We start from the raw sequence: 25,145 nt of genomic DNA, 5'->3' as shown, positions 1-25,145 counted from the left end.
TCGACTCTAGACAACTTTAACGTTGGGCAGAGACTTGAGTGCTTGAGAGTACGCCCAGTCGGGGTCAAGGTGGCGCAGCTCCTCCGCGAGACAGTCGGCGTCGCTGCGCACGCTCATGGCCACGAAGGCTTCTGCAACGCCCGGGATCTTCACGCTCAGCGTCTTGTCGTCCTTGATTTCGACCTGCACAGGCCCGGAGTCACGGTGCAGGGTCAGACGGCGGATAGGGAACAAGCGTGACGGCTCTGAAGCCGACTGCTCGCTCGCGATACGCCGCACCTCAACGCCGAGAGAGGCGGAGAGCCAGCCGGCGGCGATATCGACACTCGGGTTGTCGTCCGGGCCGTCAATGTCGACGGAGGTGACCGGGTCACGCGGGTACGCGTCGAACGCGGAGGCCACCACGCCGCGCCAGTGGGTGATGCGCGACCACAGCATGTCCGAGTCCCCGGGCGCGTAGCCGTTCTTCAGACGCAGCAGGGCGTTGCCGCTGACGTTCTCACGGGCGTTGGTAATGCGGCGGTGCGCGATGCGGCCGAGCGGGTGCTCACTCGGGCGCGCCGGCGCCGTCGACGGCCACCACGCGACAATCGGGGTGTCCGGCAAGAGCAAAGGCGTGACGACGGAATCGAGGTTCCGCGCGAGCTCGCCGTGCAGGTCCATCACGACGATCTCGGAGGCCCCGGCGTCCGCAGCCAGGATGGCCTGCGCATCGAGCGAGGATGGGCCGTCAACATTGCCGGTGATGAGCATGAGCACACGCGAGGGGTGCTCATGGGAAGCCACGCGCACCTGGTCGAGGATGGACTCGACATCATCGTTGATGTCGGCAACGACGATGAGGGTGAGCACGCGGCCAGTAGCCAACGAGTGGTTCTCTTGCGTGTCCAGGAGAAGCTTGGCGATGTCCCGGGTGGACGTATCGGAGAGGGTGACGTACATGGTGTTCCTTCTCTGGTTCTTTCCTGCTAGGGGCGGCGCCAGGTGCGGCCGGCAGCGTGCATCATCTCATCGGCGGATGACGGACCCCACGTGCCGGCGGGGTACTCGTCCGGGCGGCCGTTTTCAGCCCAGTAGTCCAGGATCGGGTCGAGGATCTCCCAGGAGCGCTCGACCTCGGCGGAGGTGGGGAAGAGGCCGGTTTCGTCGAGAAGCGCGTCGAGAATGAGGCGTTCGTAGGCTTCCGGCGACTCCTCGGTGAACGCTTCGGCGTAGGAGAAGTCCATGTTGACGTCGCGGACCTCCATCGTGGAGCCGGGCACTTTGGAGCCGAAGCGCAGCAGAATGCCCTCGTCCGGTTGGACACGGATGACTAGGGTGTTGGCACCGAGCTGGCTGGTCAGCCCAGGATCGAACGGCTGGTGCGGGGCTTTCTTGAACACGAGGGCGATCTCCGTGACGCGGCGGCCCAAGCGCTTGCCTGTCCGGAGGTAGAACGGCACGCCCGCCCAGCGCCGCGAATTGATGCCCAGGGTGCAGGCAGCATATGTCTCGGTGGTGGATTCCGGGTCGAAGCCCTCTTCCTCGCGCAAGCCGACGACCTGCTCCGAGCCCTGCCAGCCGGCGGTGTACTGGCCGCGGGCCGTCGTCTCTTCAAACGGGCCAATGGGCTTGGTGGCACGCAGGATCTTCAGCTTCTCGTAGCGCAGCTGGCGCGGCGAGAAACTGACCGGCTCGTCCATAGCCACAAGCGCCAAAAGCTGCAGCAGGTGATTCTGGATCACGTCGCGGGCAGCGCCAATGCCGTCGTAGTAGCCGGCACGGCCGCCCAAACCGATGTCCTCGGCCATGGTGATCTGCACGTGGTCGACGTAGCGCGAGGACCAGATCGGCTCGAACAGCTGGTTGGCGAAGCGGAAGGCGAGGATGTTCTGAACGGTTTCCTTGCCCAGGTAGTGATCGATGCGGAACACCGCGCGTTCCGGGAAGACAGAGTTGATCGTCTCGTTGAGCTCCTTGGCCGATTCCAGGTTATGGCCGAACGGTTTCTCAATGATGACGCGGCGCCACTGCTCGTCCGTTCCGTGGGCCATGCCGGTGCGGTCAAGCTGACTAACCACGTTGGCGAAGTACTCGGGCGGCACAGAGAGGTAGAACGCCCAGTTGCCGGCGGTGCCACGCGTGGCGTCCATCTCTTTGAGGAGCTCGGCCATGTTGTCGAAGGCCTGATCGTCATCGAACGCGCCCTGGACAAAGTGCATGCCCTCAGCGAGCCGGTCCCAGACGTGCTCGTCGAAATCGGTGCGGGCACCTTCTTCGACCTGCTCGCGCACGTAAGACTCGAACTCTTCGTTCGACCACGGCCTGCGGCCAAAACCGACGAGAGTGAAGCCGGCGGGCAGAAGACCGCGGTAGGCCAGGTCGTAGATGGCGGGCAGAAGTTTGCGCTTAGCTAGGTCGCCGGTCACGCCGAAGATGACCATGCCGGACGGTCCCGCGATGCGGGGCAGGCGCCGGTCGGCGCGGTTACGAAGAGGATTGGACCATTCGGGTGCCGGTTCCGTCATGGCTGGCGGACCTTTCGTGAGATAAGCGGAAAGGTTGCTCACCAGTAGAAGGGGAGCAACCGTTGAGCCGTGGTGCCGGCCCAGGCAATGTTCATTCATTAAACCTTAGTCGCCAGGGCCGGATGAAGGTTCTGATTATTTTAGATTCTCCAACATGGAGTCGAGGAGCTCCTGCCAGGCATCGACGAACTTGTCCACGCCTTCCTTCTCCAGCACGCGGACCACATCAGCGATATCGATGCCGACGGCTTCGAGCCGGTCGAAGACCTTCTGCGCGTCCTCAGCTGTGCCGGTAAGCGTGTCGCCGGAGACGTTGTCGCCCTCAATCGCAGCGTCGATGGTCGGCTCTGGCATGGTGTTGACGGTGTCGGGGCCGGCAAGCTGCGTGACGTACCTGTCTGCCGGGTAGGCAGGGTTCTTCACGCCTGTCGACGCCCACAGCGGGCGCTGCTTGTTCGCACCGTCCGGCAATTCAGCCATGGCGGCGTCATCGAAGGAGTCGAGGAATAGCTGGTAGGCCAAGCGAGCGTTAGCGACGCCGGCTTTGCCCTTGAGCTCCTGCGCTGCGTCGGCGTGCTCGTCGCTGATGGCGTCGAGGCGGTTGTCCACCTCGGTGTCCATGCGGGAGACGAAGAAGGACGCTACGGAGTGGATCGTGGACACGTCGTGGCCGTTCGCCGCAGCCTGCTTGATGCCCTCCTTGTAGGCGTCGATGACCTGCTTGTAGCGCTCGACAGAGAAGATGAGCGTGACGTTGACGGAGATGCCCGCCGCCAGGGAAGCGGTGATGGCCGGCAGGGATGCGTCCGTTGCGGGAATCTTGATCATCACGTTCGGGCGGGCCACCATCTCCCACAGCTCGGCAGCATGGGAGACAGTTCGCGCCTCATCGTCGGCGTGGCGCGGGTCCACCTCGATGGACACGCGGCCGTCACGCCCGCCGGTGGACTCGTAGATGTCAAGGAAGAGGTCGCAGGCGTCCTGCACATCCTTGATGGACATGGCGTAGACGGCCTCATCTACGCCGGCTTTGCCTTCCTTGAGCTGCTGGATGTGCTCGTCGTAAGCGTTGCCCTTGGACATCGCGTTGGCGAAGATCGCAGGGTTGGTGGTCACGCCGACGATGGACTTCTCAGCCTTGATCTGCTCCAGGTTGCCGGAGGTGATGCGGTCGCGGGACAGGTCGTCCAACCACGTGGAGGTGCCCAGCTCGAAGAGACGGTCGATTGCGGTCATGGTTGTTCTCCTTAGTGGTGGTGGCTTAGATGTTGTCGCCGCGGACGCGGGTGCGCTGCGGGTCAGCGGCAGAGTCTGCGGGGCCTGCGGATTCGGAGCTGGCGGATGCAATGGATTCACGCGCTGCTTCGAAGACGGCGTCAGCGGTGATGCCGAAGCGTTTGAACAGCTCGTCACCGGGGGCGGACGCGCCGAAGTGCTCGAGCGAGACGTTGCGTCCGTGGTCACCGGTGAAGCGGAACCACGGCATGGACACACCAGCTTCGACGGAGACGCGGGCGCGCACCTGAGGCGGGATCACGGAGTCGATGTACTCGCGGTCCTGCTGCAGGAACCACTCCATCGACGGCATGGACACGACACGGGTGGCGACACCGTCCTGTTCAAGCTTGCTGGCAGCTTGAACAGCGAGTTGGACCTCGGAACCTGTCGCGATGAGCAGGACGTCCGGGGTCTCGTTGGAGCCTTCAACGAGCACATAAGCGCCGCGGGCCACGCCCTCGAAAGCCTTCTCCTTGGTGCCCTCCAGAACGGGGAGGTTCTGACGGGACAGGGCGAATGCCTTCGGCTGCTCGTCAGCCTCGATGGCGGCCTTCCACGCAGCGGACGTCTCGTTCGCGTCGGCCGGGCGGATGACTGCCAGGTCCGGGATGGCGCGCAGGGCGGTCAGTGTTTCCACGGGCTGGTGGGTCGGTCCGTCCTCGCCAAGGCCGATGGAGTCGTGGGTGAACACGTAGTAGCCGTCGATGCCTGACAGAGCCGCGACGCGGATGGAGGGGTAGAGGTACTCGGAGAAGATCAGGAAGGTGCCGCCGTAGACGCGGGTGCCACCGTGCAGGGCAATACCGTTCATGATCGCGCCCATGGCGTGCTCACGGATACCGAAGTGCAGGTTACGGCCGTAGGGCTCGGCGGTGAACATGTCGGTGGAGATGGATTCCGGGCCGAAGGACGGCTCTCCCTTGATCAGGGTGTTGTTGGAGCCAGCCAGGTCGGCCGAACCGCCCCACAGTTCCGGAAGCGTCGCGGCGACAGCCTGGATGGAGGCCTCGGATGCCTTGCGGGTAGCCAGGCCCTTCGCGTCGGGTTCCCAGGTAGGCATGTCGTCGGCCCAGCCCTCAGGCAGGCGGCGTTCGGTCACGCGGTCGTAGAGGGCCTTGTTGTCAGGGTTGGCGGAGGCCCATTCGTCGAAACGCTTTTGCCACTGCGCGTGCGCCTGTGCACCGCGCTGGGCCAGGCCGCGGGTGTGGTTGATCACCTTCTCCTCGACGCCGAACATGACCTCCGGGTCGAAGCCGAGCACCTTCTTGGTGGCCGCGACTTCCTCAGCACCGAGGGCGGCACCGTGCGCGGCACCAGTGTTCATCATGGTCGGGGCGGGGTAGCCAATGACCGTCTTGACGCGGATCATCGTCGGGCGAGAGGTGTCGGCCTTCGCCTCCTCGACGGCGGACAAGATGGCAGCGACGTCCTCGCCGGACTCAACGGTCAGGGTCTGCCAGCCGTAAGCCTCGTAGCGGGCCATGACATCCTCAGTGAAGGCGATCTGGGTGTCGTCCTCGATGGAGATGCGGTTGTCGTCCCAGAAGGCAATGAGGTTACCCAGCTTTTGCGTGCCCGCCAGAGAGGAAGCCTCAGAGGTCACGCCCTCCTGCAGGTCACCGTCGCCGGCGATGACGTAGATGAAGTGGTCAAAGGGGGACTCGCCCGGCGCGGCGGACGGGTCGAAGAGACCGCGCTCGCGGCGCGAGGCCATCGCCATACCCACTGCGGAGGCCAAACCCTGGCCCAGCGGGCCGGTGGTGATCTCCACACCGGCGGTGTGGTTGTACTCGGGGTGGCCCGGGGTCTTGGAACCCCAAGTACGCAGGGAAACCAAGTCCTCGATCTCAAGGCCGAAGCCGCCCAGGTACAGCTGGATGTACTGGGTCAGGGAAGAGTGACCGTTGGACAGCACGAAGCGGTCGCGGCCGACCCAGTGCGGGTCAGCTGGGTCGTGCACCATGACGCGCTGGTAGAGAGTGTATGCCAACGGCGCCAGCGACATGGCCGTTCCCGGGTGGCCGGAGCCGCAGTTCTCCACTGCGTCTGCGGCCAGCACGCGCACCGTGTCCACGGCGCGGGTGTCGGTGTCGGTCCAGTCCTCCGGGTAGCGGGCCACAGTCATGGCCTGCAGCTCCTCGGGCAGGTGTGCGGCGTTGTCAGAGTTCTCGGAAGTCACTATGTCCTCGCTTACCGGGGGTTCGGGGTGATTACTCCACACCACACTAGTGGCAATCATTGCGCCGGTCGCAGGTGGGACCGGGGTTCGCGCGCGGTTAGTCCAAGTAGCCGACCACCTCGACGTCGGTGTAGTGGTTCATCATCCGCTCGATCACGGCTTTGGAGGCGGCGGGGTCGACGTGGGGCAGCGAGTCAGCGTCGGCAAGCGGAATCACTTTGAACTCAGGCGTGTGCGGCATACCCATGTTGTATGTCGGCATGAACCGGATTGAATCCAGCGTCAAGGTGCCATCTTTGCGGCGGGTGATGGTGTATTCACCGATGCCGCCATACTTCGTCTCCTCCGCGAATTGTCCGTGCAGGATGTTTCCGTGACCCCACCAGACACCTAGGCCCGGCTCGTTGTCGGGGTAGCGCTGGAACGGTTCAATCACATGCGGGTGCCCGCCGAGCACAAAATCCGCTCCAGCATGGCGCGCGGTGTCGGCGGTGTCGATTTGGTACTGCACGGGGAAGGACTCGTATCCCTCGCCGGCGTGCATGATCACGATGAGCACGTCGACGTCTGGCCGCAACGCAGCAATGTCCGCACGCATGAGTTCGGGGCCAATGAGATTGACCGACCACTCAGCCCCTTCCGGCACCGGGATGCCGTTTGTACCGTAGGTGTAGGACAAGAACCCCACCTTCAAACCGTTGCGGTCGATCACGCGCGGCGTGGCACGGTCCTCAGGTGAGCTGTAACTGCCCACATACAGCATTCAGCGTTCACGGAGATTGCTTGTCGACGTTTGCAGCCCCTCCAACCCACGATCCAGCGAGTGGTTCGAAGCGTTGTTGACTATGTCCACGCCTGCCCCTGAGAGTGCGTCGACGACTTCCGGGGGTGAGTTGAAGGCTGGGTACCCGGAAAGCAAGAGTTCTTCTCCGGCGACGGGGACCTCCATGTTCGCCGTGGTGATGTCGGCGTTTTGCAGGTACGGGCGCACGGGGTCGAGCATTGGCGCAAAGTTGTAGCCGGTCCCGCCCGCACGGTTCGCCGCGTCGGCGTAAACCTCTTCATGGGGGAGGATGTCGCCAATGGAGCGGATCGTGATCGACGCCTCGATGTCGTCTTGCTCTGGAAGCGCCGCAGCGGTGTCCTCACCAGAGTCTGCCGGTATAGAAGGGGAGGACTGCACGGCTTGATCAACGAGGCTGCAGGAGCTCATTGTTGCGGCGGAAACCATGGTGATAGCGGAAACCACGGTGAATGTGACGCGGCGGGACATGCATTTCAATTTATCAGTATGTGATTTCCGCCCGCATGCTTTCCAGCGGTACGATATCCGGGTGTTTGCGGGGATCCCGGGAACTTCTGCGCTGACATTGCCGACTAGTTCTCTACTGGTTCGGCCCCGGGAGGAACCATCCCAGAGCGAATCCCCGCTGTGTGAAACGTGTGTTGTTGAGGAGTATTTGTTGGAGACCATCAAGGCGTATTTCGCGTTGACGAAGCCGAGGGTCATTGAGCTCTTGCTGGTCGCCGCCATCCCGGCAATGCTGCAGGCGGACCGTGGTGAAGTCCACGTTCTGCTCATCCTGGCCACCCTCTTCGGTGGCTGGATGGGGGCCGGTGCGGCAAACACGTTCAACATGGTCGCCGACTACGACATTGACCAGAAGATGGGGCGCACCCGTGCCCGCCCGCTGGTCCGCCACACGGTGACGAAGGAACGCGCCCGAGTTTTCGCATGGGCGCTGCTGATCCTGTCGGTTCTGTGGCTGGGGCTGGTGTGCAAGTCCTGGTTGGCCGCGTTCTTCATCATCCTGACCAACTGGTTCTACATCTTCGTCTACACCAAGTGGCTCAAGCGCAAGACCTGGCAGAACGTCATCTGGGGCGGCGCGGCCGGCTGCATGCCGGTCATGGTCGGCTGGGCTGTCATCCGCAGTAATGTTTCCGACGGTAGCCCGGACCGATGGTGGCAGGCGGTCGTGCTGTTTCTCATCATCTTCTTCTGGACACCGCCGCACACGTGGGCCCTGGCCATGAAGTACAAGGACGACTACGCCCGTGCGAACGTACCGATGCTACCTGTCGTCGCCAGCCCGGAAGAAACCACGAAACAGATCCTCATCTACTCGTGGCTGACCGTGCTCATCTCGCTGGCACTCGTCCCGGCGACATCCTGGATTTACCTCGCAGTCGCTGCACTGTCCGGGGCGGCCTTCCTGCTCATGGCCACGCGCCTGCACAACGCCATCAAGCGTGGCGAAGACGTCAAGCCGCTCAAGCTGTTCATTTTGTCGAACAACTACTTGGCAGTGCTCTTCCTCGGACTGTCCGTCGACGCCATCCTCGGTTTACCGACGATCGCGGAACTCTTCCCCGCCTAAGCGCCGCTAATCGGCCACTTTCAACACGACGGAGCCGGTCGTGCTGCGGGATTGAAGGTCGTGGTGGGCGCGGGAAGCGTCGTCAAGCGCGTAGGGCTCGTGGACGCGGATGTTGAGCGCTCCCTCCTCAACCGCGCGCACGACGGCTTGCGCGCGCATCCGGAACTCGTCGTCGGTCGCGGTGTACGCGCCAAGCGACGGACGGGTGAGGAAGATCGAGCCGTGCTTGTTCAATAGCTGCGGGTCAAACGGCTCCACCGGGCCTGACGCGGCGCCGAAAAGGCAGACCAAGCCGCGTGGGCGGACCGCCTCGAGCGATTCCTGGAAGGTGTCTTTGCCCACGCCGTCATACACCACGTCGACCCCACGGCCAGCGTTTCGCCGCCGCACGGTTTCCGCCAAGCCCTCGCTGTAACGGAACACCTCGGTGGCACCAGCGGCGTAGGCGAGTTCTTCTTTCTCATCAGTGGACACCACGGAGTAGACCGTCGCGCCTTGGGCGTTAGCGAGCTGGGTCAACAGCAACCCCACCCCACCCGCGCCAGCCGTCACCAGCATAGAATCGCCCTGCTGGGTGTCGCGCACCCCGTAGAGCAGGTAGTGGGCGGTCATGCCCTGCAGCAGCATCGAAGCGGCAACCTCGGGTGAAATCGAGTCCGGTACGGCGACGAGGCGGGCGCGGTCCACGCAGACCTTTTCCGCGTAGGACCCTTCCGCGGAGTCCCAGGCGACAACAGTGCCGTCGGCGATCTCACCGCGCGGGTCGTGGATGACGCGGCCGCAGCCTTCCTTGCCCGGAATGAAGGGCAGCTCGCTGTGGTAGATGCCCTCGCGGAAATAGGTGTCAATGTAGTTGACACCCGCGTAGAGCACCTCCACGAGAACCTGATGGTCCTGTGGTGTGGGGTCCGCTGTCTCGACGACCGTGAGGACGTCGGGGCCGCCGTGCTGGGTGATCTGGATAGCCTTCATGGCTCCAGGCTACGTGCCGCCCGGCGCTGCGGGGCCGGTTCACCCCGTTTTAGACGGCGGCAGCGGTGCTTGGGTCGCTGGGGTCGCTGGGGTTGCCGCTGGGGCCGCGGGCGTCCCGGATCGCGAGCGTATTGTGCTGGTGCGGCTCAAGGAGGGGAAGCCGGCGGCTGCCGTGGCTGTACAGGAACGCGCTGTAGGCCACCACCACAGAGGACATGATGATGTGCATGGGCACCGTCCAGCGCGGCACACCCAGGTAGAACTGGCCCACACCGATGGCCCACTGCACGACGATCATGGCCACGAGCACCAACGCGGTGTTGAACGCGTCCTTCGGGGCGTTCTGGCGGCGCAGCATGTAGACAGCGATGAGGGTGAACACAAAGTAGATGTACATGCACGCCGCGTGCACGTACGCGAGTAGCTGCGTGTCGATAGCCAGGCGACCTTCCATTCCCACACCGGAATCGCCGGAGTGCGGGCCGGAACCGGTGACCATCGTGCCGGTCACCAAAACGAGGCACAGCGCGACCGCAGCGACGACGACCAAAGAACGGGTAGCGGGGGAGAAGCGCTCGGTGGGTGCGACATCGTCAGGCTCTTTAATGCGCATGTAGAGAACAGCAGCGATCCAGACGAGCAGCATCGACGGCAGGAAGTGAATGGCTACAGACCACCACCGCAGGTCAAGCAACACCGAGATGCCGCCGATCACGGCCTGCAAGACGACTCCAAGACCGGAGAGCACGGACAGCACGATGATCGAGTTGCGTCGACCAGCCTTCATGACAGCCCAGAACACCAGGATCGTCGTTGCGACCACTACGAATGTCAGGGTGCGGTTGCCGAACTCGATGACCTGCTGCACCCACGGCGCCGCACCCGGCACCGGGAACAACGAGCCCTCGTGGCACAGCGGCCACGTGTTGCAGCCCAACCCAGAACCGGTGACGCGCACGAGTGATCCAGTGAAGGTGATCCCGCCCTGCGCGATGAGCATGATGAGCGCGAAGATGCGCTGAGTCCTGACCGACGGCACGTCGCGGATCTTCTCACGGAATGCCCGATTGTCGTCCTGGGTTGTCGTGCTCACGTCGCGCCCTTCTCCTTTGCGGTACCAGTGCTGCTTTGATCATCTACTTTTCGCGGCACCAATGTCTAATCTGGCCCGCTCTTTATCCGTCGAAACGGAACCACCGGATAGTTCCCAAAACCGCCAAAATTGTCCAAGCAGACAGCGACATCCACGCGGTGAGGTAGATAGTGCCGTTCAACGCGCCGGTCATCGCGCTCGCGAGCGCCACGGTGGGCACCACGTCCCACACCCCAGGCGAGCCGAGGAGCCCGGCGTAGACGACCCACCCCAGCACGGCGAGCAGTAGCAACCAGATCAGGTTCGCGCTGGCAAGCACGCTTTCCGATGACTGCGTGCCCCCCAACAGTAACCCCAACGCCGTGAACGCAGTGACACCGATGAGCAGAGTAAGCAACCCCAGCAACGCGCCGCCAACGGAAACCCGCCATCCTAAGAACAGCGCGATTGCGCCGAGCACGAGAATCTGCACTACCACGGTAGACAGCACGCCGATGACCTTCCCAGCGATGATTGTCCACGCTGGCACGCCTGAGGCGCCCGTTCGTTTGAGTGCCCCGTAGCGGCGGTCAAACGCCAACGCGATGGCTTGTCCGGTGAACCCGGCGCCGGCCGCGGCGATGGAGAAGACCATGGGGACGAGTTCATTGAGGGTGACATTGTCGCCTAAGACGGGCACGAACACGGCACCGATGAGGATGGCTGCCGGCACGATGAGGTTGAGCAGCAGTTGCTCTCCGTGGCGGAGCATGAGCTTCGACTCGATGCGGCCTTGCGCTGCCGCCATCGCCGCGGCGCTCGCCCGCTGCGGAGCCGGGGTGAAGGTGCCGGGTGGGAAATCGGTAGTGGTCATGGTGTCAGGCCCTCAACTCTCTTCCCGTGAGATCCAGGAAGACGTCCTCCAAACTGCGGCGGCGTGTGCCCATGGAGCTGATCAGTACTCCCTGCCGTGCGGCTTCACTCGCTACGGCGGCGATGATCTTTGGCGTGGGTGCGGCAATGAGCTGGTACAACCCTGGCTCCACCTCTTGCAGGTCGGGGAGAGCAGCCACGTCGAGGCTGCCAACAGTGCGCACTTCGAGCGTTTCAGAAGCGCCTTCGGCAATGAGTTCGGTAGGGCTGCCTTCTGCGATGACCGCGCCTTGGTCGACGATCACCACGTTGTCGGCCAACTCTTCTGCCTCGTCCATGAGGTGTGTGGTGAGGATGATGGTCACGCCGTCGCGGCGCAAAGCGCTGATGAGCTGCCACACGGTGCGCCGTGACTGGGCATCCATGCCGGCGGTCGGCTCGTCGAGAAAAACGAGCTCAGGGCGCCCGATGAGCGCCAGCGCAAGCGATAGGCGTTGCTGCTGGCCGCCCGAGAGCCGCCGGTACGTCGTCGATGCCACTGACCGCAGGCCGAGGACGTCCATGAGCCATTCGGGATCGAGTGGATCTGCGTTGTAGGAGGCGGTGAGATTGAGCATCTCCTTGACGCGAATGCCGGAGTAGGAACCGCCGCCTTGGAGCATGATGCCGATGCGCTCGCGCACCTTTTCTGGCTCTGTTTGCGGGTCCATCCCCAATACGTCGATCGAGCCGGAAGTAGGGGTGGTGAATCCTTCACACATCTCAATCGTGGTGGTCTTGCCAGCGCCGTTCGGGCCGAGCAAGGCGAGCACTTCGCCGCGGCGAGCAGCAAAGGACATTCCATTGACAGCAGTGGTGCTGCCGAAAGTCTTCACCACGTTGCTCACACGCAGGGCAACCTCATCTGTACTCATTGCCGTCAGTGTAAGACTTTGCTGCCCCGGGCCTTTAACCACCCACACGCCATCAGCGCGAGAATCAGCGCCGAAACGATGAGCAATGAGTAGATAGTCACTACGGTCCCCGCTGGGAGGGCGAGCCCCCGCGGCAGTACGAGGAAACTGAAAACCGCCGAATACCCAGCTACAGCCACCCGGAAGAACCTGCGGTTGGCCCAGGCGGCAAGCGGCATGATGCCCCACAGCGGGTACCAGGGATGAACAACAGGGAAAAGAAGCACGAGGACGAGCGTGGCCACGCCTAACCCCCCAACGGGGTGAATCGTGCCCTTGAACGTCGCCCACAGCATGCGCACGCAGAACGCGACTGCGACCACCAACCCCACGGTGCGAGCAATGGCGAGTGTCGCTTCAGAATGGTCGCCCAAGCCCAGTAGCTGGGCGAAGAATGCGGAGATCACGCCGATGTCGGTGGTCAGTGAGAGCCAGCTGCGTATTGACGCGGCACCGCCCTGGCCCGTCACCCAACCCAGCCCGATGCGAGTGGCCACGGTGACAGCGGCGATCGTGGTCACCATGATGAGCGTCTGCACTGCAGCGGCTTTGGCGATGCCGGTCCAGCCACCCCACCGGCGCGCGAGCGACATGCCGACGAAGCCGAGCGCGAGGAAGCCGGGCACTTTCACCATGCCGGCGCACGTGATCAACGCACCCGAAACGACCAGCAACACGACGCCCCGACGTTTCACCAGGCCAGCATTGAGCGCGTCAATGCCGCGCAGACCTAGTTCCAGACCGATGAGCAGGATGCCCATCATCACGGCCTCATTATGGATCCCGCCGACCAAGTGGAGAATCACCAAAGGGTTGAGCACGCCCATCCACACCGCCACCGCACCGGAAACGTTGCAGCGGCGAGCAAGCGCCACGACGCCCCACGCTGCGGCCGCAACACCCGCTAGTGACACCAGCCGGTGACACACGACACCCCAGAACACCGAGTCGCCCGTGAGGATGGAGATTCCCGCCGAGATCCCCAGCGCCACCGGTCCGTAGGGGCTGGGCGATTCGGCCCAAATGAACGGCACGGAACGCGCCAGCGGGTTCTCTCGCCCGAGCAGCTCCACAGGCCCTGCGGAATAGGGGTCCATGCCCTGTGCGACGATCGACCCCTGCGCGAGATAGGAATAGATGTCCTGCGTGAACAGGGGAGCGGTGAACACCAGGGGCGCCACCCAGACCGCGAATGTGCGCAGCAGCACCGGCACCCCGACACGCGACGGTCCGCCGGCAGCGCCGACGAAGGTGCCCATGAGCAACCACGCCAGAACAACGAGGGCGACGCCCAGCAGCACAATGCTTGATGATGCCACCATCATCCGCCCCATCAACGCGCCGAAAGGGAAAGAACCGTAGGCGTTGTTGACCACGGGTAGCGCTCCGCCGCCTAAGCCTCCGAGGCCCATGAGTAAAGTGCCGATGACGCCGAGCACGCGCAGGACTTCGAAGCGGTTACGCTCCCACACGCTAGGCTGGACGGAGGGAGTGCCTTCGATCATTCCCGCGTGTAGTTCGGCCGCGTGTAGTTCGGCAGAGCGCGAACCCGGCCGGCCCAAGCGGGGTAGCTCGCCCGTGAAACGGGCAAGCGGTTGCTTGGCAGGAGCGGGACGGATTTTCACACCGGTCAGTGTACAAAACGGCTCCGACACCCGACCCCCGTTGCCGAGCGTGATCGATTTAAGGCACACTAGTGATGTCTAAAGGTGTTGTGAGTTCACGGAAAGGAGACGGCAATGGCAGTCACCCGTTCCACTGACGGCGAGACGCGCCGCCTGATCATGTCCGCGATGCTCACGTCGCGGCCTGTGACCGTCGCCGAACTGGCTGAGAAGGTGGGCATCACGCCCGCCGGCGTGCGCAGGCACCTAGACAAACTGCTTGCAGAAGGTCTGGCGGAACTCGCCGAGGCTGACACAACTGGCCCTGCCACCCGCGGCCGTCCGGCGAAGTATTACCAGCTCACCCGGGACGGTCGTGAACGCAACGGACACGGTTACGATGAGCTCGCACTGGCGGCGTTCGCTGAAGTGGAAGCCCTCGGCGGGCGTGACGCGGTGAAGAATCTCGCCCGGAAACGCGCGGAGAAGGTGCTGGGTGATGTCGCTGGTGAAGGGGACGTCGATAAGCGAACGCGTGATGTTGCAGCCGCTTTCGCAGCCCATGGCTACGCCGCGAACGCGGACAACGTAGGCTCGTCTCTGCAACTGTGCCAGCGTCACTGTCCCATTCATGCGGTCGCCGCCGAATACCCGGAGATATGTGAAGCCGAGCACGAGCTGATCGCGGAGCTCGTTGGAGCCGCTGTGTCCCCGCTGGCGCTCATCGCTAACGGGGACGGTGTCTGCACAGCCCACATCAGCCGCGCTGACGGCACTGCAAGCAATGCCCAAGCTGGAGGAACCCACAAGGAAAGGAGCGGAGACGATGACTAGTACGACTCCCGCACCCGGCCTGGAAAAGCCGATGAATGACGATGAGATTATTGAGTCGATGGGCCCGTACAACTACGGGTGGCACGACTCTGACGAGGCTGGTGCGGCTGCCCGCCGCGGCCTCGACGAGCAGGTCGTGCGCGACATCTCCGCAGCCAAGAATGAGCCGGAGTGGATGCTCGAGCAGCGCTTGAAGGCACTGGACATCTACAACAAGAAGCCGCTGCCGACGTGGGGCCCGGATCTGTCCGGCATTGATTTCGACCAGATCAAGTACTTCGTCCGCTCCACTGAGAAGCAGGCCACCAGCTGGGAGGACCTGCCGGAGGACATTAAGAACACCTACGACAAGCTGGGCATCCCGGAGGCTGAGAAGCAGCGCCTCGTCGCAGGTGTCGCTGCGCAGTACGAGTCCGAGGTCGTCTACCACAAGATCCGCGAGGACTTGGAGGAGCAGGGCGTCATCTTCGTCGACACCGACACCGGTCTGCGCGAATACCCTGAGCTGTTCAAGGAGTACTTTGGCTCCGTCGTCCCGGCTGGCGACAACAAGTTCTCCGCGCTGAACGCTGCTGTGTGGTCCGGCGGTTCCTTCATCTACGTGCCGAAGGGTGTGCACGTGGAGATCCCGCTGCAGGCATACTTCCGCATCAACACCGAGAACATGGGTCAGTTTGAGCGCACGCTCATCGTCGTCGACGAGGACGCGTACGTCCACTACGTGGAGGGCTGCACCGCTCCGATCTACCAGTCCGACTCGCTGCACGCGGCCGTGGTCGAGATCATCGTGAAGAAGAACGCGCGCTGCCGCTACACCACGATCCAGAACTGGTCCACCAACGTCTACAACCTGGTCACCCAGCGTGCCCGCGCCGAAGAAGGCGCCACGATGGAGTGGGTCGACGGCAACATCGGCTCCAAGGTGAACATGAAGTACCCGGCTGTCTGGATGACCGGCCCGAACGCCCGCGGCGAAGTCCTCTCCGCGCAGTTCTGTGGCGAAGGCCAGACCCAGGACACCGGTGCCAAGGTCGTCCACATGGCGCCGAATACGTCCTCCAACATCGTGTCCAAGTCCGTCTCCCGCAACGGCGGCCGCGCAGCCTACCGCGGCCTGGTCCAGATCAACGCCAACGCGAAGAACTCCACCTCCAACATCGAGTGCGACGCACTGCTGGTGGACAACATCTCGCGCACCGACACCTACCCGTACAACGACATCCGCAACGACCACGTCACCCTGGGCCACGAGGCCAAGGTGTCCAAGGTCAGCGAAGAGCAGCTGTTCTACCTGATGTCGCGCGGCATCTCCGAGGAAGACGCGATGGCGATGATCGTCCGCGGCTTCATCGAGCCGATCGCCAAGGAACTCCCGATGGAGTACGCGCTCGAGCTCAACCGCCTCATTGAACTGCAGATGGAAGGATCGGTGGGTTAATTGACCGAGACCGTTACCAAGAAGGAACGCGTCGGCAACGCCACGTTCCACGACAACAAGGGTGACCTGTTCGCCTCCTACGACGTCAACGACTTCGAGGTTCCGCAGGGCCGCGACGAAATCTGGCGTTTCGTGTCCCTGCGCCGCCTGCGTGGGCTGCACAACGGCACCTTCCCGGACCAGGGTGAGGCGCAGGTCAACGTGTCCGGCCCGGCCGAGGTCACCGTCGAGCAGGTGTCGCCTGACGACGAGCGACTCAAGACCACGTCCGCCCCGGTCGACCGCATCGCTGCTCAGGCATGGACCTCCATGCCGCACGCGACGATTGTTTCCGTCCCGGCGAACGCCGAGCTGACCGAGCCAGTGGTCATCACCACCACCGGTGCAGGTCTGGACGTGACCACCTTCTCCGGCCTCCACATCGAGGTGGGCCAGAGCGCGACCGCCACCATCCTGGTGCAGTACGAAGGCTCCGGCACCCACGCCGACAACGTCAACTTCGTCATCGGTGACAACGCGCAGGTCAACGTCGTGGTCGACGAGCAGTGGAATAACGACGCCGTTCACGTCGGTGCGCAGAGCATCGTCTGCGGCCGTGACGCCGTGCTGCGCCACACCGTTGCCACTTTCGGCGGTGAGCTGGTCCGCAACACCCCGCGCGTGAAGTACGCAGGCTCCGGCGGTGACGTCGAGCTGACCGGTGTCTACTACGCCGACGACGGGCAGTACATTGAAAACCGCCTGCTGGTGGACCACAACCACCCGTACTGCCGCTCCAACGTGCTGTACAAGGGTGCACTGCAGGGCGACAAGGACTCCAAGCTCCCTGACGCCCGCACCTGCTGGGTCGGCGACGTGCTCATCCGCTCCAACGCTTCCGGCACGGAGACCTACGAGGCCAACCGCAACATCGTTTTGACCGACGGCGCACGCGCCGACGCGATCCCGAACCTCGAGATCGAGACCGGTGACATCCCGGGCGCAGGCCACGCCGCCACCGTTGGCCGATTCGACGAGGAGCAGTTGTTCTACCTCAAGTCCCGCGGTATCCCCGACGGCGAGGCACGCCGCCTCATTGTCCGCGGCTTCTTCAACGAGGTTCTCAACCGCATCCCGGTTGAGAATGTGCGCGAAGAGCTGATTAACCGCGTCTCCGGCGAGCTCGAGAACGTCGAACTGTAAACCCTGACCCTTCCAATCTAGAAAGAGCACTATGTCCACGCTTGAAATCAAGAACCTTCACGCTTCGGTCCTCCCGCTCGAGGAGGGGCAGGAGCCGACCCCGATCCTCAAGGGCGTCAACCTGACCATCAACTCCGGTGAGACCCACGCCATCATGGGCCCGAACGGCTCCGGCAAGTCCACTCTGGCCTACACCCTGTCCGGCCACCCGTCCTACGAGGTGACTGACGGTGAGGTGCTTCTCGATGGCGAGAACATCCTCGACATGGAAGTCGACGAGCGCGCACGCGCCGGCCTCTTCCTGGCCATGCAGTACCCGGTCGAGGTCCCGGGCGTGTCCTCCTCGAACTTCATGCGCTCCGCCGTCACCGCCGTGCGCGGCGAGGCACCGAAGCTGCGCGAGTGGGTTCAGGAGCTCAACCAGGCCCGCGACGACCTGAAGATCGACCCGTCGTTCTCCGAGCGTGCCGTGAACGAAGGCTTCTCCGGTGGTGAGAAGAAGCGCCACGAGGTCATGCAGCTCGCCCTGATGAAGCCGAAGTTCGCTGTGATGGACGAGACCGACTCCGGCCTCGACGTCGATGCCCTGCGCATTGTCTCTGAGGGCATCAACCGCTACCAGCAGGAGACCGACGGCGGCATCCTGATGATCACCCACTACCAGCGCATCCTCAACTACGTGCGCCCGGACCACGTCCACATCTTCGCGGACGGCGTGATCAAGCACTCCGGCGGCTTTGAGCTGGCTGAGAAGCTCGAGTCCGAGGGATACGAGGCGTTCATCTAAATGACGTTTCTTAACCCCGACGGCACGCTCGACGTGGGTGCGGTGCGCGCCGAGTTTCCGATTCTGCACCGCACGGTCCGCGACGACGTGCCGGTGGTCTATTTGGACTCCGGTGCGACCTCCCAGCGGCCTGAGCGCGTGTGGCGCGCAGAGGAAGAGTTCGTGCTGAACACCTTCGCTCCAGTGCACCGCGGTGCCTACCAGCTCGCAGAGGAGGCCACCGACGCTTACGAGTCCGCGCGCGAGAAGATCGCCGCGTTCGTTGGTGCGGAAGGACACGAGATCGCGTTCACGAAGAACGCGACGGAAGCGCTCAACCTTGTCGCCTTCACGCTTGGCGACGATCGCGCTGGCGAGTACCAGATCACCTCCGAGGACACGATTGTCATCACGGAGCTGGAGCACCACGCCAACCTTGTGCCGTGGCAGGAGCTTGCGCGCCGCACTGGTGCGACGTTGAAGTGGTACACGCTGACCGACGACGGCCGCATCGACCTCGATTCGCTCGAGCTCGACGAGACCGTCAAGGTTGTGGCGTTCACCCACCAGTCCAACGTGACTGGCGCGATTCCAGATGTCGCCGAGATTGTGCGCCGCGCCAAGGACGTGGGAGCGCTGACCGTGCTCGACGCGTGCCAGTCCGTGCCGCACCAGCCGGTGGATTTCCACGCCCTCGATGTCGACTTCGCGGCTTTCTCCGGCCACAAGATGTGTGGCCCGTCCGGCGTCGGTGTCGTCTACGGCAAGGGGGAGCTGCTGAATCAGCTTCCGCCGTTCCTCACCGGTGGCTCGATGATCGAGGTGGTGCGCATGGAGGGATCGACCTTTGCGCCTGCTCCGCAGCGTTTCGAGGCTGGCACGCAGATGACCAGTCAGGTCGTTGGGCTTGGCGCAGCTGTCGATTTCCTGAATGAAGTCGGTATGGAGAACATCCAGGCCCATGAGCACATGCTCACCGCCTACGCACTCGAGCGCATGCAGGAGATCGACGGGCTGCGTCTCGCCGGCCCGGCGACGCCGGAGATGCGCGGGGGAGCGGTGTCCTTCACTGTTGACGGGATTCACCCGCACGATATGGGCCAAGTCCTTGATTCCCGTGGCGTGTGCATCCGTGTGGGGCACCACTGTGCGTGGCCCGCTCACCGCGGCCTGAACGCCCACTCCACGGCACGCGCGAGCTTCTATCTGTACAACACCACCGACGAGATCGACACGCTTGTCAGCGCCATCGGTCACGCCAAGGAATTCTTCGGCTAGCCACGGCGTTCTAGGGAGCACTATGAACTTAGAAGCAATGTATCAAGAGGTCATCCTCGACCATTACAAGAACCCGCAGAACGCCGGCTTGCGCGACCCGTTCGACGCTGAGGTGCACCACGTCAACCCTTCCTGCGGCGATGAGCTGACCCTGCGCGTGCAGCTGTCCGAAGACGGGAACACCGTTGAGGACATCTCTTATGATGCGGTCGGGTGCTCGATCTCGCAGGCGTCGACAAGCGTGCTCACGGAGGAGGTCATCGGCCTGCCTGTGGCGGAGGCAATGAAGAAGCTCGACGCCTTCGAGCTGATGATCACCTCCAAGGGCGAGGAAGAAGGCGACCCAGGAATGGTCGGCGATGGCATTGCCTTTGCCGGTGTAGCAAAGTTCCCCGCACGCGTGAAGTGCGCCCTGCTCGGCTGGAAGGCTTTTCAGGCCGCCACGAGCGATGCGCTGAACGAAAAGGAGTAGACATGTCCAACCCCACCGACAACACGCTCAACAACGCTGTCGACGAGAACGGCGAGCTCGCCCCGACCGACATGGAGACCGCCCAGGCGGCGCAAGAGGCCCAGGAGGATCAGGAGAAGAACGGATCCTCCAGCTTCGACGGTCCCGGTGAGCGACCCGAGCAGACCGAAGAGCAGATTCAGATCGCCGCTGACGTCGCTGAGTACATGCACGACGTGATTGACCCCGAGCTGGGCCTCAACGTCGTCGACTTGGGTCTCGTCTACGACCTGTGGATCGAGGAAGACGGTGGAAAGAAGACAGCTGTGATCAGCATGACGCTGACCTCGCCCGCGTGCCCGCTGACCGACGTTCTCGAAGAGCAGGTCGAAGCTGCCGCTGTCGGCTCTGGCACCGTCGATGCCATCGCTCTGCACTGGGTATGGATGCCGCCGTGGGGCCCGCACATGATCACCGAGGACGGCCGCGAGCAGCTGCGTGCCCTCGGGTTCGCCGTCTAGGTGATTTGACCGCGGGGGTAGAGTGACCCCTTGTGATTGTCACCAACGACCTTGAAGTCCGCGTCGGCGCGCGTACCCTGCTGAACGCCCCTGGCCAGCACCTGCGTGTGCAAGCCGGCGACCGGATCGGCTTGGTCGGGCGCAACGGCGCGGGTAAAACCACGACGATGCGCATCCTGTCGGGGGAGACCGAGCCCTACGGCGGCACGGTGACGCGCTCCGGGGAGATCGGGTACCTCCCGCAGGACTCCCGCGAGGGCAACATTGAACAGACTGCGCGTGATCGCGTGCTCTCGGCCCGCGGGCTCGACCGGATCCGCGCCTCCATGGAGCGCCAGCAGGAAATCATGGAGGTCGAGGACGGCGCTAAGCGCGACGCCGCGATTTCAAAATATTCACGCCTTGAGGAGCGCTACCAGGCCCTCGGCGGGTACGAAGCCGACGCGGAGGCGGCGCAAATCTGCGACAACCTCGGCCTGCCGTCGCGCATTCTCGACCAGCCACTGAAAACCCTTTCGGGCGGTCAGCGCCGCCGCGTCGAGCTCGCACAAATCCTCTTTGCCGCCAATGACGGCGCAGGCAAGTCCACGACGACGTTGCTTCTCGACGAGCCCACCAACCACCTCGACGCCGATTCCATCACCTGGCTGCGCGACTTTCTGTCCAGGCACGAGGGCGGGCTGATCATGATCTCCCACGATGTCGAGCTGCTCGACCAAGTGTGCAACAAGGTCTGGTTCCTCGATGCCGTCCGCGGCGAAGCCGACGTATACAACATGGGCTTCTCCAAGTACAAGGATGCTCGGGCCGAGGACGAAGCGCGCCGTCGCCGCGAACGTGCCAACGCTGAGAAGAAGGCATCTGCTCTGCAGAAGCAAGCCGCCAAGCTGGGTGCGAAGGCGACGAAGGCCGCAGCCGCCAAACAGATGCTTGCTCGCGCCGACCGCATGATGAATGAGCTTGACGACGTCCGAGTCGCCGACAAGGTCGCCTCCATCAGCTTCCCGGAGCCCGCCCCCTGTGGAAAAACACCGCTGTTCGGTAAAGGCCTGACGAAGATGTACGGCTCGCTCGAGGTCTTCGCAGGCGTGGACCTGGCCATTGACAAGGGCTCGCGCGTGGTCGTGCTGGGCACCAACGGCGCAGGCAAGACGACGCTGCTCAAACTGCTTGCCGGTGTGGAGCGCACGGACGGTGAAGGCGGCCTTGTGACAGGCAACGGCCTGAAGATCGGCTACTTCGCTCAGGAGCACGACACGATCGACGGCGACAAGTCCGTCTGGGAGAACACCATCGCCGCCTGCCCCGACGCCGGCCAGCAGGATCTGCGCGGCCTCCTCGGCGCGTTCATGTTCTCCGGTGACAAACTCGAACAGCCGGCCGGCACGCTCTCTGGCGGCGAGAAGACGCGCCTGTCGCTCGCCACGCTCGTCTCCTCCCGCGCCAATGTATTGCTTCTCGACGAACCCACCAACAACCTCGACCCCCAATCCCGTGAACAGGTCCTCGACGCCTTGAAGACCTACACCGGCGCCGTCGTTCTGGTCACACACGACCCCGGCGCGGTCAGAGCGCTCGAGCCTGAGCGCGTTATCATCATGCCCGAGGGCGACGAAGACATTTGGAGCGACGACTACATGGAGATTGTGGAGCTGGCCTAATGGAGAATATCCTTTACAACGACTGGTCCACCATTGGTGTCACCGCAGCCAAGGGTGTGCTGATTTACATCGCATTGATCGCGATGCTGCGCATCAGCGGGAAGCGCTCACTGTCGAAGTTCAACATCTTCGATTTCGTGATCACCATCGCCATCGGATCTATTTTCGCGTCGACCCTGACCAGCAACGACGTGAAGTTGGCTCAGGCCGTCACCGCGATTGTCGTCCTTCTGGGCGGGCAATACCTCATTTCTAAACTGGCCTTGGGCTCTGAGTCCTTCGAGAAGTTAGTGAAGTCCGATCCAGCGTTGCTCTTCTACTCCGGCGAATTCAACGATGAGACAATGAAGAACGAGCGGGTGACTAGACGCGAAGTGCTGCAAGCAGTGCGCGGCAGCGGTTCGTCGAGCATGGACGATGTGGCGGCGGTCATCTTGGAGACTGACGGCACGATCTCTGTGATCGGAGCCGCGGAGGGCACCGCCACGCCGAAACGGAACGAACTTTTCGATTCCGTGAAGCGAAACCCAGAAGCCTAACTCGCTAACGCCGGTAACGCTGAGCGAAATTGGCCAGAATCTGGTTGTTGGCGGAGTAGTCGTAGTCGTAGGAGCGGGCGATCTGGGTCTCGAATGTCTCAAGCGATGTGTAGCCCAGGTGCGCGTACAGGCGCAGGCGGAATTCCAGCGCCTCGGCCGTGAGCTCCGGGTGGAATTGCGTGGCGTAGACATTCTGGCCGACCCGGAACATTTGGGTTGGGCATGCTTCACCAGTGACGAGGACGGTCACGCGCGGATCCTCGGGGAGTGCGGCGAGCGCCTCTTTGTGCCCGACAAGCGTGTCGAATGTCGCGGGGGTGGCCCCCAAAACCGCGTCGTCGGATTCGACGCGGCGCACCGTCACAGGGCCCGCCTCCTCGGCGTGCTCGTCCGAGAGCGTCGCTCCGATGACCGTCCCGATCGCCCCGATACCGTAGCACGCTCCCAGAACAGGGAAGTCCCGGTCGATGCATTCGGCGATGAGAGTGCCGACTTCGCGCTCGACACGCAGCTGCAAGGGGGACTTACGTAGTTCCAGGTTATTGAACGGGCTGCCGCCCAGCAGCACGCCCGAATACTCATCGAGGTCGACGCGGCCGAGTTCGGAGCGCTCGAGGCGCCGTTGTTCGATCGCGCTTTTATCTACTTGCATTGCGTTGGAGAAGCTTTCCAGCTCCTCGGCCGCGGCCTCGTCTTCGGGGCGGGTGCTCAACAACAGGAACGGGCGGAAAGTACTCACCGTGATTAATCTAGCCCCCGGCAAGTTTCGGCGGGAAATCGGCCTGCGTGTGTAAGATCGCTGCCATGAACCCGATTCAATCACTCCGTGAAGCGTGGAACGCCCTGAGCAAAGAGGAGAAAACCGCCGCAGGCGTCCTCGGTGCCATTGACACCGCCGCGAAGGGCATCGCCCTGTGGGACCTCGCCCGCACCGACTCGAAGAAGCTCCGCGGCCCGAAGTGGCTGTGGACGTCCGTTATCGGCGCTGTCAACACCATTGGTTGGCTGAGTTACTTCATCGTGGGCAAGAAGTACTAGAGCACACCACCCGCATAGAAGCGGATACGCGTCACGGGCGCGGTCCGCTTCTTTTGCCATGGGTAGGTGTCTTCGGTGGCCCTCACCGGTTCAAGCAGAATAATCTGCGTGTCCGTGCGGCGGTTCGGGCACCGCGCCAGTTTCGTGCAGGTGGCGCACCGCCCGCACAGAGCAACCGGCGGCGCGCGCGACATCGGAGATCTTCATGGCACCAGTCTGAACTATGACGCCGCGTGAGGGTCAAGCGTTAGTTTCGGAAACCGTGGACCGGTGCGGGAATGAAACCGCCCCGTTCCACAAACGGCGCGCAACTGACCTGGTTGACGGGGATGACTGGAGCGTAGCCCAACAGCCCGCCGAAGTTGACCTCGTCGCCAGGCTGAGTGCCGGGGACGGGGATGAGGCGTGCTGCGGTCGTCTTGTGGTTCATCACGCCAATGGCCGCTTCGTCGGCGATCATGCCGGCAATGCTGGCGGCTGAGGTGTCGCCCGGAATCGCGACCATGTCGAAACCGACCGAGCAGATCGACGTCATCGCCTCCAGCTTGTCCATCGTGATCGAACCCGCGCGCACAGCGTCGATCATCCCTTGATCTTCGGAAACGGGGATGAAGGAACCGGAAAGCCCACCGACGCGCGAGCACGCCATCATGCCGCCCTTCTTCACCGCATCGTTGAGCAGCGCCAGAGCGGCGGTCGTGCCGTGCGTGCCCACTTGGGACAACCCCATGTGCTCGAGGATGTGCGCGACGGAATCGCCGACCTCCGCGGTGGGGGCGAGCGACAGGTCGACGATGCCGAACGGCACCCCGAGCCGTTCTGCGGCGAGCGAGCCCACGAGCTGGCCCGCGCGGGTGATCTTGAAGGCTGCCTTCTTGATCTCTTCGGCGACCTCGTTCAGGCTTGCACCCGCGAGCGGGGTAATGGCGTAGTCGACCACACCCGGGCCAGACACGCCGACGGAGACGACTGTGTCCGGCTCCTCGATGCCGTGGAAGGCACCGGCCATAAACGGGTTGTCACCGACGGCGTTAGCAAAGACGACGAGCTTCGCGCACGCGATGGAGGATTCCTCCGCAGTACGGGCGGCAGCGTCTTTGACCACCTCACCCATGGTCTTCACGGCATCCATGTTGATGCCGGCGCGCGAGGAGGCGACGTTGACAGATCCGCACACGAAGCTGGTCTCCGACAATGCCTCCGGGATAGAGCGGATGAGGCGCTCGTCGGCCTCGGTCGCACCTTTCTCCACGAGAGCGGAGTAGCCGCCGATGAAGTTCACCCCGAGTTCGTTCGCGGCGCGGTCGAGAGCGCGGGCGATGTCAGCGGGGTTGCCGTCGACACCCGCGGCAACGAGCGCAATAGGGGAGACGGACACGCGCTTGTTCACGATCGGGATGCCCAACTCGCGTTCGATGCCCTCGCAGACCTCGACGAGACGGGAGGCGCGTTGAGTGACGCGGTCATAGACTGCGTCTGCAGTGGCTTCCATCGTGCCGCGCGTGCAGCCGATGAGCGAGATGCCCATGGTCACGGTGCGGATGTCGAGGCGGTAGTCCTCGATCATCGAGATCACGTCGACGATGCTCGAAGCCTTGAAATTGAGCTGGTTTGCCAT

23 protein-coding genes and 1 pseudogene are annotated in these 25,145 nt (G+C 63.4%); 11 read left to right on the top strand and 13 right to left on the bottom strand.

Translation table 11 applies throughout. The annotated features are described in order from the left end of the window. Window positions 1-6 precede the first annotated feature (6 nt). The 5 genes and pseudogenes from KBX07_RS02190 to KBX07_RS02170 form a co-directional block, all read right to left on the bottom strand. Window positions 7-942: a glucose-6-phosphate dehydrogenase assembly protein OpcA gene (locus KBX07_RS02190; protein ID WP_256022810.1), complete on the bottom strand. Its 936-nt coding sequence runs from the start codon at window positions 940-942 to the stop codon at window positions 7-9. Window positions 943-968: 26 nt separating this feature from the next. Then, a complete protein-coding gene (gene zwf / locus KBX07_RS02185; RefSeq protein ID WP_256003655.1) occupies window positions 969-2,507 on the bottom strand; it encodes a glucose-6-phosphate dehydrogenase in 1,539 nt (512 codons plus the stop codon). Between the two features lie 135 nt (window positions 2,508-2,642). Continuing rightward, complete coding sequence (tal, locus tag KBX07_RS02180; protein ID WP_255997632.1) at window positions 2,643-3,743, bottom strand: transaldolase; 1,101 nt, start codon at window positions 3,741-3,743, stop codon at window positions 2,643-2,645. A 25-nt stretch (window positions 3,744-3,768) separates the two neighbouring features. Further along, complete coding sequence (tkt, locus tag KBX07_RS02175) at window positions 3,769-5,910, bottom strand: transketolase (protein WP_255997705.1); 2,142 nt, start codon at window positions 5,908-5,910, stop codon at window positions 3,769-3,771. A gap of 151 nt (window positions 5,911-6,061) precedes the next feature. After that, window positions 6,062-7,177: pseudogene (locus KBX07_RS02170) on the bottom strand (CapA family protein). A 217-nt stretch (window positions 7,178-7,394) separates the two neighbouring features. Here KBX07_RS02170 and KBX07_RS02165 point away from each other — a divergent pair. After that, window positions 7,395-8,345: a heme o synthase gene (locus KBX07_RS02165; RefSeq protein ID WP_255997706.1), complete on the top strand. Its 951-nt coding sequence runs from the start codon at window positions 7,395-7,397 to the stop codon at window positions 8,343-8,345. A gap of 6 nt (window positions 8,346-8,351) precedes the next feature. Here KBX07_RS02165 and KBX07_RS02160 read toward each other — a convergent pair whose 3' ends face one another. The 5 genes from KBX07_RS02160 to mptB form a co-directional block, all read right to left on the bottom strand. Then, window positions 8,352-9,317: a quinone oxidoreductase gene (locus KBX07_RS02160; RefSeq protein WP_255994953.1), complete on the bottom strand. Its 966-nt coding sequence runs from the start codon at window positions 9,315-9,317 to the stop codon at window positions 8,352-8,354. 49 nt (window positions 9,318-9,366) lie between these two features. After that, a complete protein-coding gene (locus KBX07_RS02155) occupies window positions 9,367-10,410 on the bottom strand; it encodes a heme A synthase (protein WP_255994952.1) in 1,044 nt (347 codons plus the stop codon). An 82-nt stretch (window positions 10,411-10,492) separates the two neighbouring features. Continuing rightward, the gene (locus tag KBX07_RS02150; protein ID WP_005290067.1) at window positions 10,493-11,263 is read right to left on the bottom strand and encodes an ABC transporter permease; all 771 of its coding nucleotides are present in this window, start codon (window positions 11,261-11,263) and stop codon (window positions 10,493-10,495) included. Between the two features lie 4 nt (window positions 11,264-11,267). Then, window positions 11,268-12,176: an ABC transporter ATP-binding protein gene (locus tag KBX07_RS02145; RefSeq protein ID WP_255994951.1), complete on the bottom strand. Its 909-nt coding sequence runs from the start codon at window positions 12,174-12,176 to the stop codon at window positions 11,268-11,270. Window positions 12,177-12,181: 5 nt separating this feature from the next. Continuing rightward, window positions 12,182-13,840, bottom strand: a complete 1,659-nt coding sequence (gene mptB, locus KBX07_RS02140) for a polyprenol phosphomannose-dependent alpha 1,6 mannosyltransferase MptB (RefSeq protein WP_255994950.1) — start codon at window positions 13,838-13,840, stop codon at window positions 12,182-12,184. A 114-nt stretch (window positions 13,841-13,954) separates the two neighbouring features. On the opposite strand from mptB, the gene KBX07_RS02135 reads away from it, so the two are divergent. The 9 genes from KBX07_RS02135 to KBX07_RS02095 all read left to right on the top strand — a co-directional run bounded on the left by KBX07_RS02135 (window position 13,955) and on the right by KBX07_RS02095 (window position 22,489). Next, window positions 13,955-14,653, top strand: coding sequence for a metalloregulator ArsR/SmtB family transcription factor (locus KBX07_RS02135; RefSeq protein ID WP_255994949.1), 699 nt, complete (start codon window positions 13,955-13,957; stop codon window positions 14,651-14,653). Then, a complete protein-coding gene (gene sufB / locus KBX07_RS02130; protein WP_040423696.1) occupies window positions 14,646-16,091 on the top strand; it encodes a Fe-S cluster assembly protein SufB in 1,446 nt (481 codons plus the stop codon). Before KBX07_RS02135 ends, sufB begins: the two co-directional genes overlap by 8 nt. After that, complete coding sequence (gene sufD, locus KBX07_RS02125; protein WP_256022807.1) at window positions 16,092-17,273, top strand: Fe-S cluster assembly protein SufD; 1,182 nt, start codon at window positions 16,092-16,094, stop codon at window positions 17,271-17,273. Between the two features lie 31 nt (window positions 17,274-17,304). Then, entirely contained in the window at window positions 17,305-18,060 is a 756-nt protein-coding gene (sufC, locus tag KBX07_RS02120) for a Fe-S cluster assembly ATPase SufC (RefSeq protein WP_256022806.1), read from the top strand. Beyond that, entirely contained in the window at window positions 18,061-19,317 is a 1,257-nt protein-coding gene (locus tag KBX07_RS02115) for a cysteine desulfurase (RefSeq protein ID WP_256022804.1), read from the top strand. It begins immediately after the preceding gene. 22 nt (window positions 19,318-19,339) lie between these two features. Then, on the top strand, window positions 19,340-19,789 hold the full coding sequence (gene sufU / locus KBX07_RS02110; protein ID WP_256022802.1) for a Fe-S cluster assembly sulfur transfer protein SufU: 450 nt from the start codon (window positions 19,340-19,342) through the stop codon (window positions 19,787-19,789). A 71-nt stretch (window positions 19,790-19,860) separates the two neighbouring features. Continuing rightward, the gene (locus KBX07_RS02105; RefSeq protein ID WP_256022898.1) at window positions 19,861-20,289 is read left to right on the top strand and encodes a metal-sulfur cluster assembly factor; all 429 of its coding nucleotides are present in this window, start codon (window positions 19,861-19,863) and stop codon (window positions 20,287-20,289) included. 32 nt (window positions 20,290-20,321) lie between these two features. Beyond that, on the top strand, window positions 20,322-21,950 hold the full coding sequence (locus tag KBX07_RS02100) for an ABC-F family ATP-binding cassette domain-containing protein (protein WP_256022801.1): 1,629 nt from the start codon (window positions 20,322-20,324) through the stop codon (window positions 21,948-21,950). After that, the gene (locus tag KBX07_RS02095) at window positions 21,950-22,489 is read left to right on the top strand and encodes a DUF421 domain-containing protein (RefSeq protein WP_005290089.1); all 540 of its coding nucleotides are present in this window, start codon (window positions 21,950-21,952) and stop codon (window positions 22,487-22,489) included. The genes KBX07_RS02100 and KBX07_RS02095 overlap by 1 nt, the downstream gene beginning before the upstream one ends. A 4-nt stretch (window positions 22,490-22,493) precedes the next feature. Here KBX07_RS02095 and KBX07_RS02090 read toward each other — a convergent pair whose 3' ends face one another. Next, on the bottom strand, window positions 22,494-23,228 hold the full coding sequence (locus KBX07_RS02090; protein WP_005290091.1) for a glutamine amidotransferase: 735 nt from the start codon (window positions 23,226-23,228) through the stop codon (window positions 22,494-22,496). A gap of 65 nt (window positions 23,229-23,293) precedes the next feature. Between KBX07_RS02090 and KBX07_RS02085 the strand changes: the two genes are divergently transcribed. Next, window positions 23,294-23,527 carry a PLDc N-terminal domain-containing protein gene (locus KBX07_RS02085; protein ID WP_005290092.1) on the top strand — a complete coding sequence of 78 codons (234 nt, stop codon included), beginning with the start codon at window positions 23,294-23,296 and terminating at the stop codon, window positions 23,525-23,527. A gap of 90 nt (window positions 23,528-23,617) precedes the next feature. On the opposite strand, the gene KBX07_RS02080 is transcribed toward KBX07_RS02085, so the two are convergent. Beyond that, window positions 23,618-23,734: a MerR family DNA-binding transcriptional regulator gene (locus KBX07_RS02080; RefSeq protein WP_232210292.1), complete on the bottom strand. Its 117-nt coding sequence runs from the start codon at window positions 23,732-23,734 to the stop codon at window positions 23,618-23,620. Between the two features lie 40 nt (window positions 23,735-23,774). Continuing rightward, window positions 23,775-25,145 (bottom strand): PFL family protein, encoded by a 1,371-nt coding sequence (locus tag KBX07_RS02075; protein WP_255994944.1) that lies wholly within the window; start codon window positions 25,143-25,145, stop codon window positions 23,775-23,777.

This window comes from Corynebacterium sp. CCUG 70398, from assembly GCF_024454055.1.
Lineage (GTDB): Bacteria > Actinomycetota > Actinomycetes > Mycobacteriales > Mycobacteriaceae > Corynebacterium > Corynebacterium genitalium.
The sequence above is the reverse complement of the archived record's forward strand: the minus strand, read 5'-3'. Positions and strand labels throughout refer to the sequence as shown.

Bases quoted from the DNA above. Each gene is read 5' to 3' on its own strand.
- KBX07_RS02190 (WP_256022810.1), bottom strand. From the start codon at position 942: ATGTACGTCACCCTCTCCGATACGTCCACCCGGGACATCGCCAAGCTT.
- zwf (WP_256003655.1), bottom strand. From the start codon at position 2,507: ATGACGGAACCGGCACCCGAATGGTCCAATCCTCTTCGTAACCGCGCC.
- tal (WP_255997632.1), bottom strand. From the start codon at position 3,743: ATGACCGCAATCGACCGTCTCTTCGAGCTGGGCACCTCCACGTGGTTG.
- tkt (WP_255997705.1), bottom strand. From the start codon at position 5,910: ATGACTGTGGCCCGCTACCCGGAGGACTGGACCGACACCGACACCCGC.
- KBX07_RS02160 (WP_255994953.1), bottom strand. From the start codon at position 9,317: ATGAAGGCTATCCAGATCACCCAGCACGGCGGCCCCGACGTCCTCACG.
- KBX07_RS02150 (WP_005290067.1), bottom strand. From the start codon at position 11,263: ATGACCACTACCGATTTCCCACCCGGCACCTTCACCCCGGCTCCGCAG.
- KBX07_RS02145 (WP_255994951.1), bottom strand. From the start codon at position 12,176: ATGAGTACAGATGAGGTTGCCCTGCGTGTGAGCAACGTGGTGAAGACT.
- KBX07_RS02135 (WP_255994949.1), top strand. From the start codon at position 13,955: ATGGCAGTCACCCGTTCCACTGACGGCGAGACGCGCCGCCTGATCATG.
- sufB (WP_040423696.1), top strand. From the start codon at position 14,646: ATGACTAGTACGACTCCCGCACCCGGCCTGGAAAAGCCGATGAATGAC.
- sufC (WP_256022806.1), top strand. From the start codon at position 17,305: ATGTCCACGCTTGAAATCAAGAACCTTCACGCTTCGGTCCTCCCGCTC.
- KBX07_RS02115 (WP_256022804.1), top strand. From the start codon at position 18,061: ATGACGTTTCTTAACCCCGACGGCACGCTCGACGTGGGTGCGGTGCGC.
- sufU (WP_256022802.1), top strand. From the start codon at position 19,340: ATGAACTTAGAAGCAATGTATCAAGAGGTCATCCTCGACCATTACAAG.
- KBX07_RS02105 (WP_256022898.1), top strand. From the start codon at position 19,861: ATGGAGACCGCCCAGGCGGCGCAAGAGGCCCAGGAGGATCAGGAGAAG.
- KBX07_RS02095 (WP_005290089.1), top strand. From the start codon at position 21,950: ATGGAGAATATCCTTTACAACGACTGGTCCACCATTGGTGTCACCGCA.
- KBX07_RS02085 (WP_005290092.1), top strand. From the start codon at position 23,294: ATGAACCCGATTCAATCACTCCGTGAAGCGTGGAACGCCCTGAGCAAA.
- KBX07_RS02080 (WP_232210292.1), bottom strand. From the start codon at position 23,734: ATGAAGATCTCCGATGTCGCGCGCGCCGCCGGTTGCTCTGTGCGGGCG.
- KBX07_RS02075 (WP_255994944.1), bottom strand. From the start codon at position 25,145: ATGGCAAACCAGCTCAATTTCAAGGCTTCGAGCATCGTCGACGTGATC.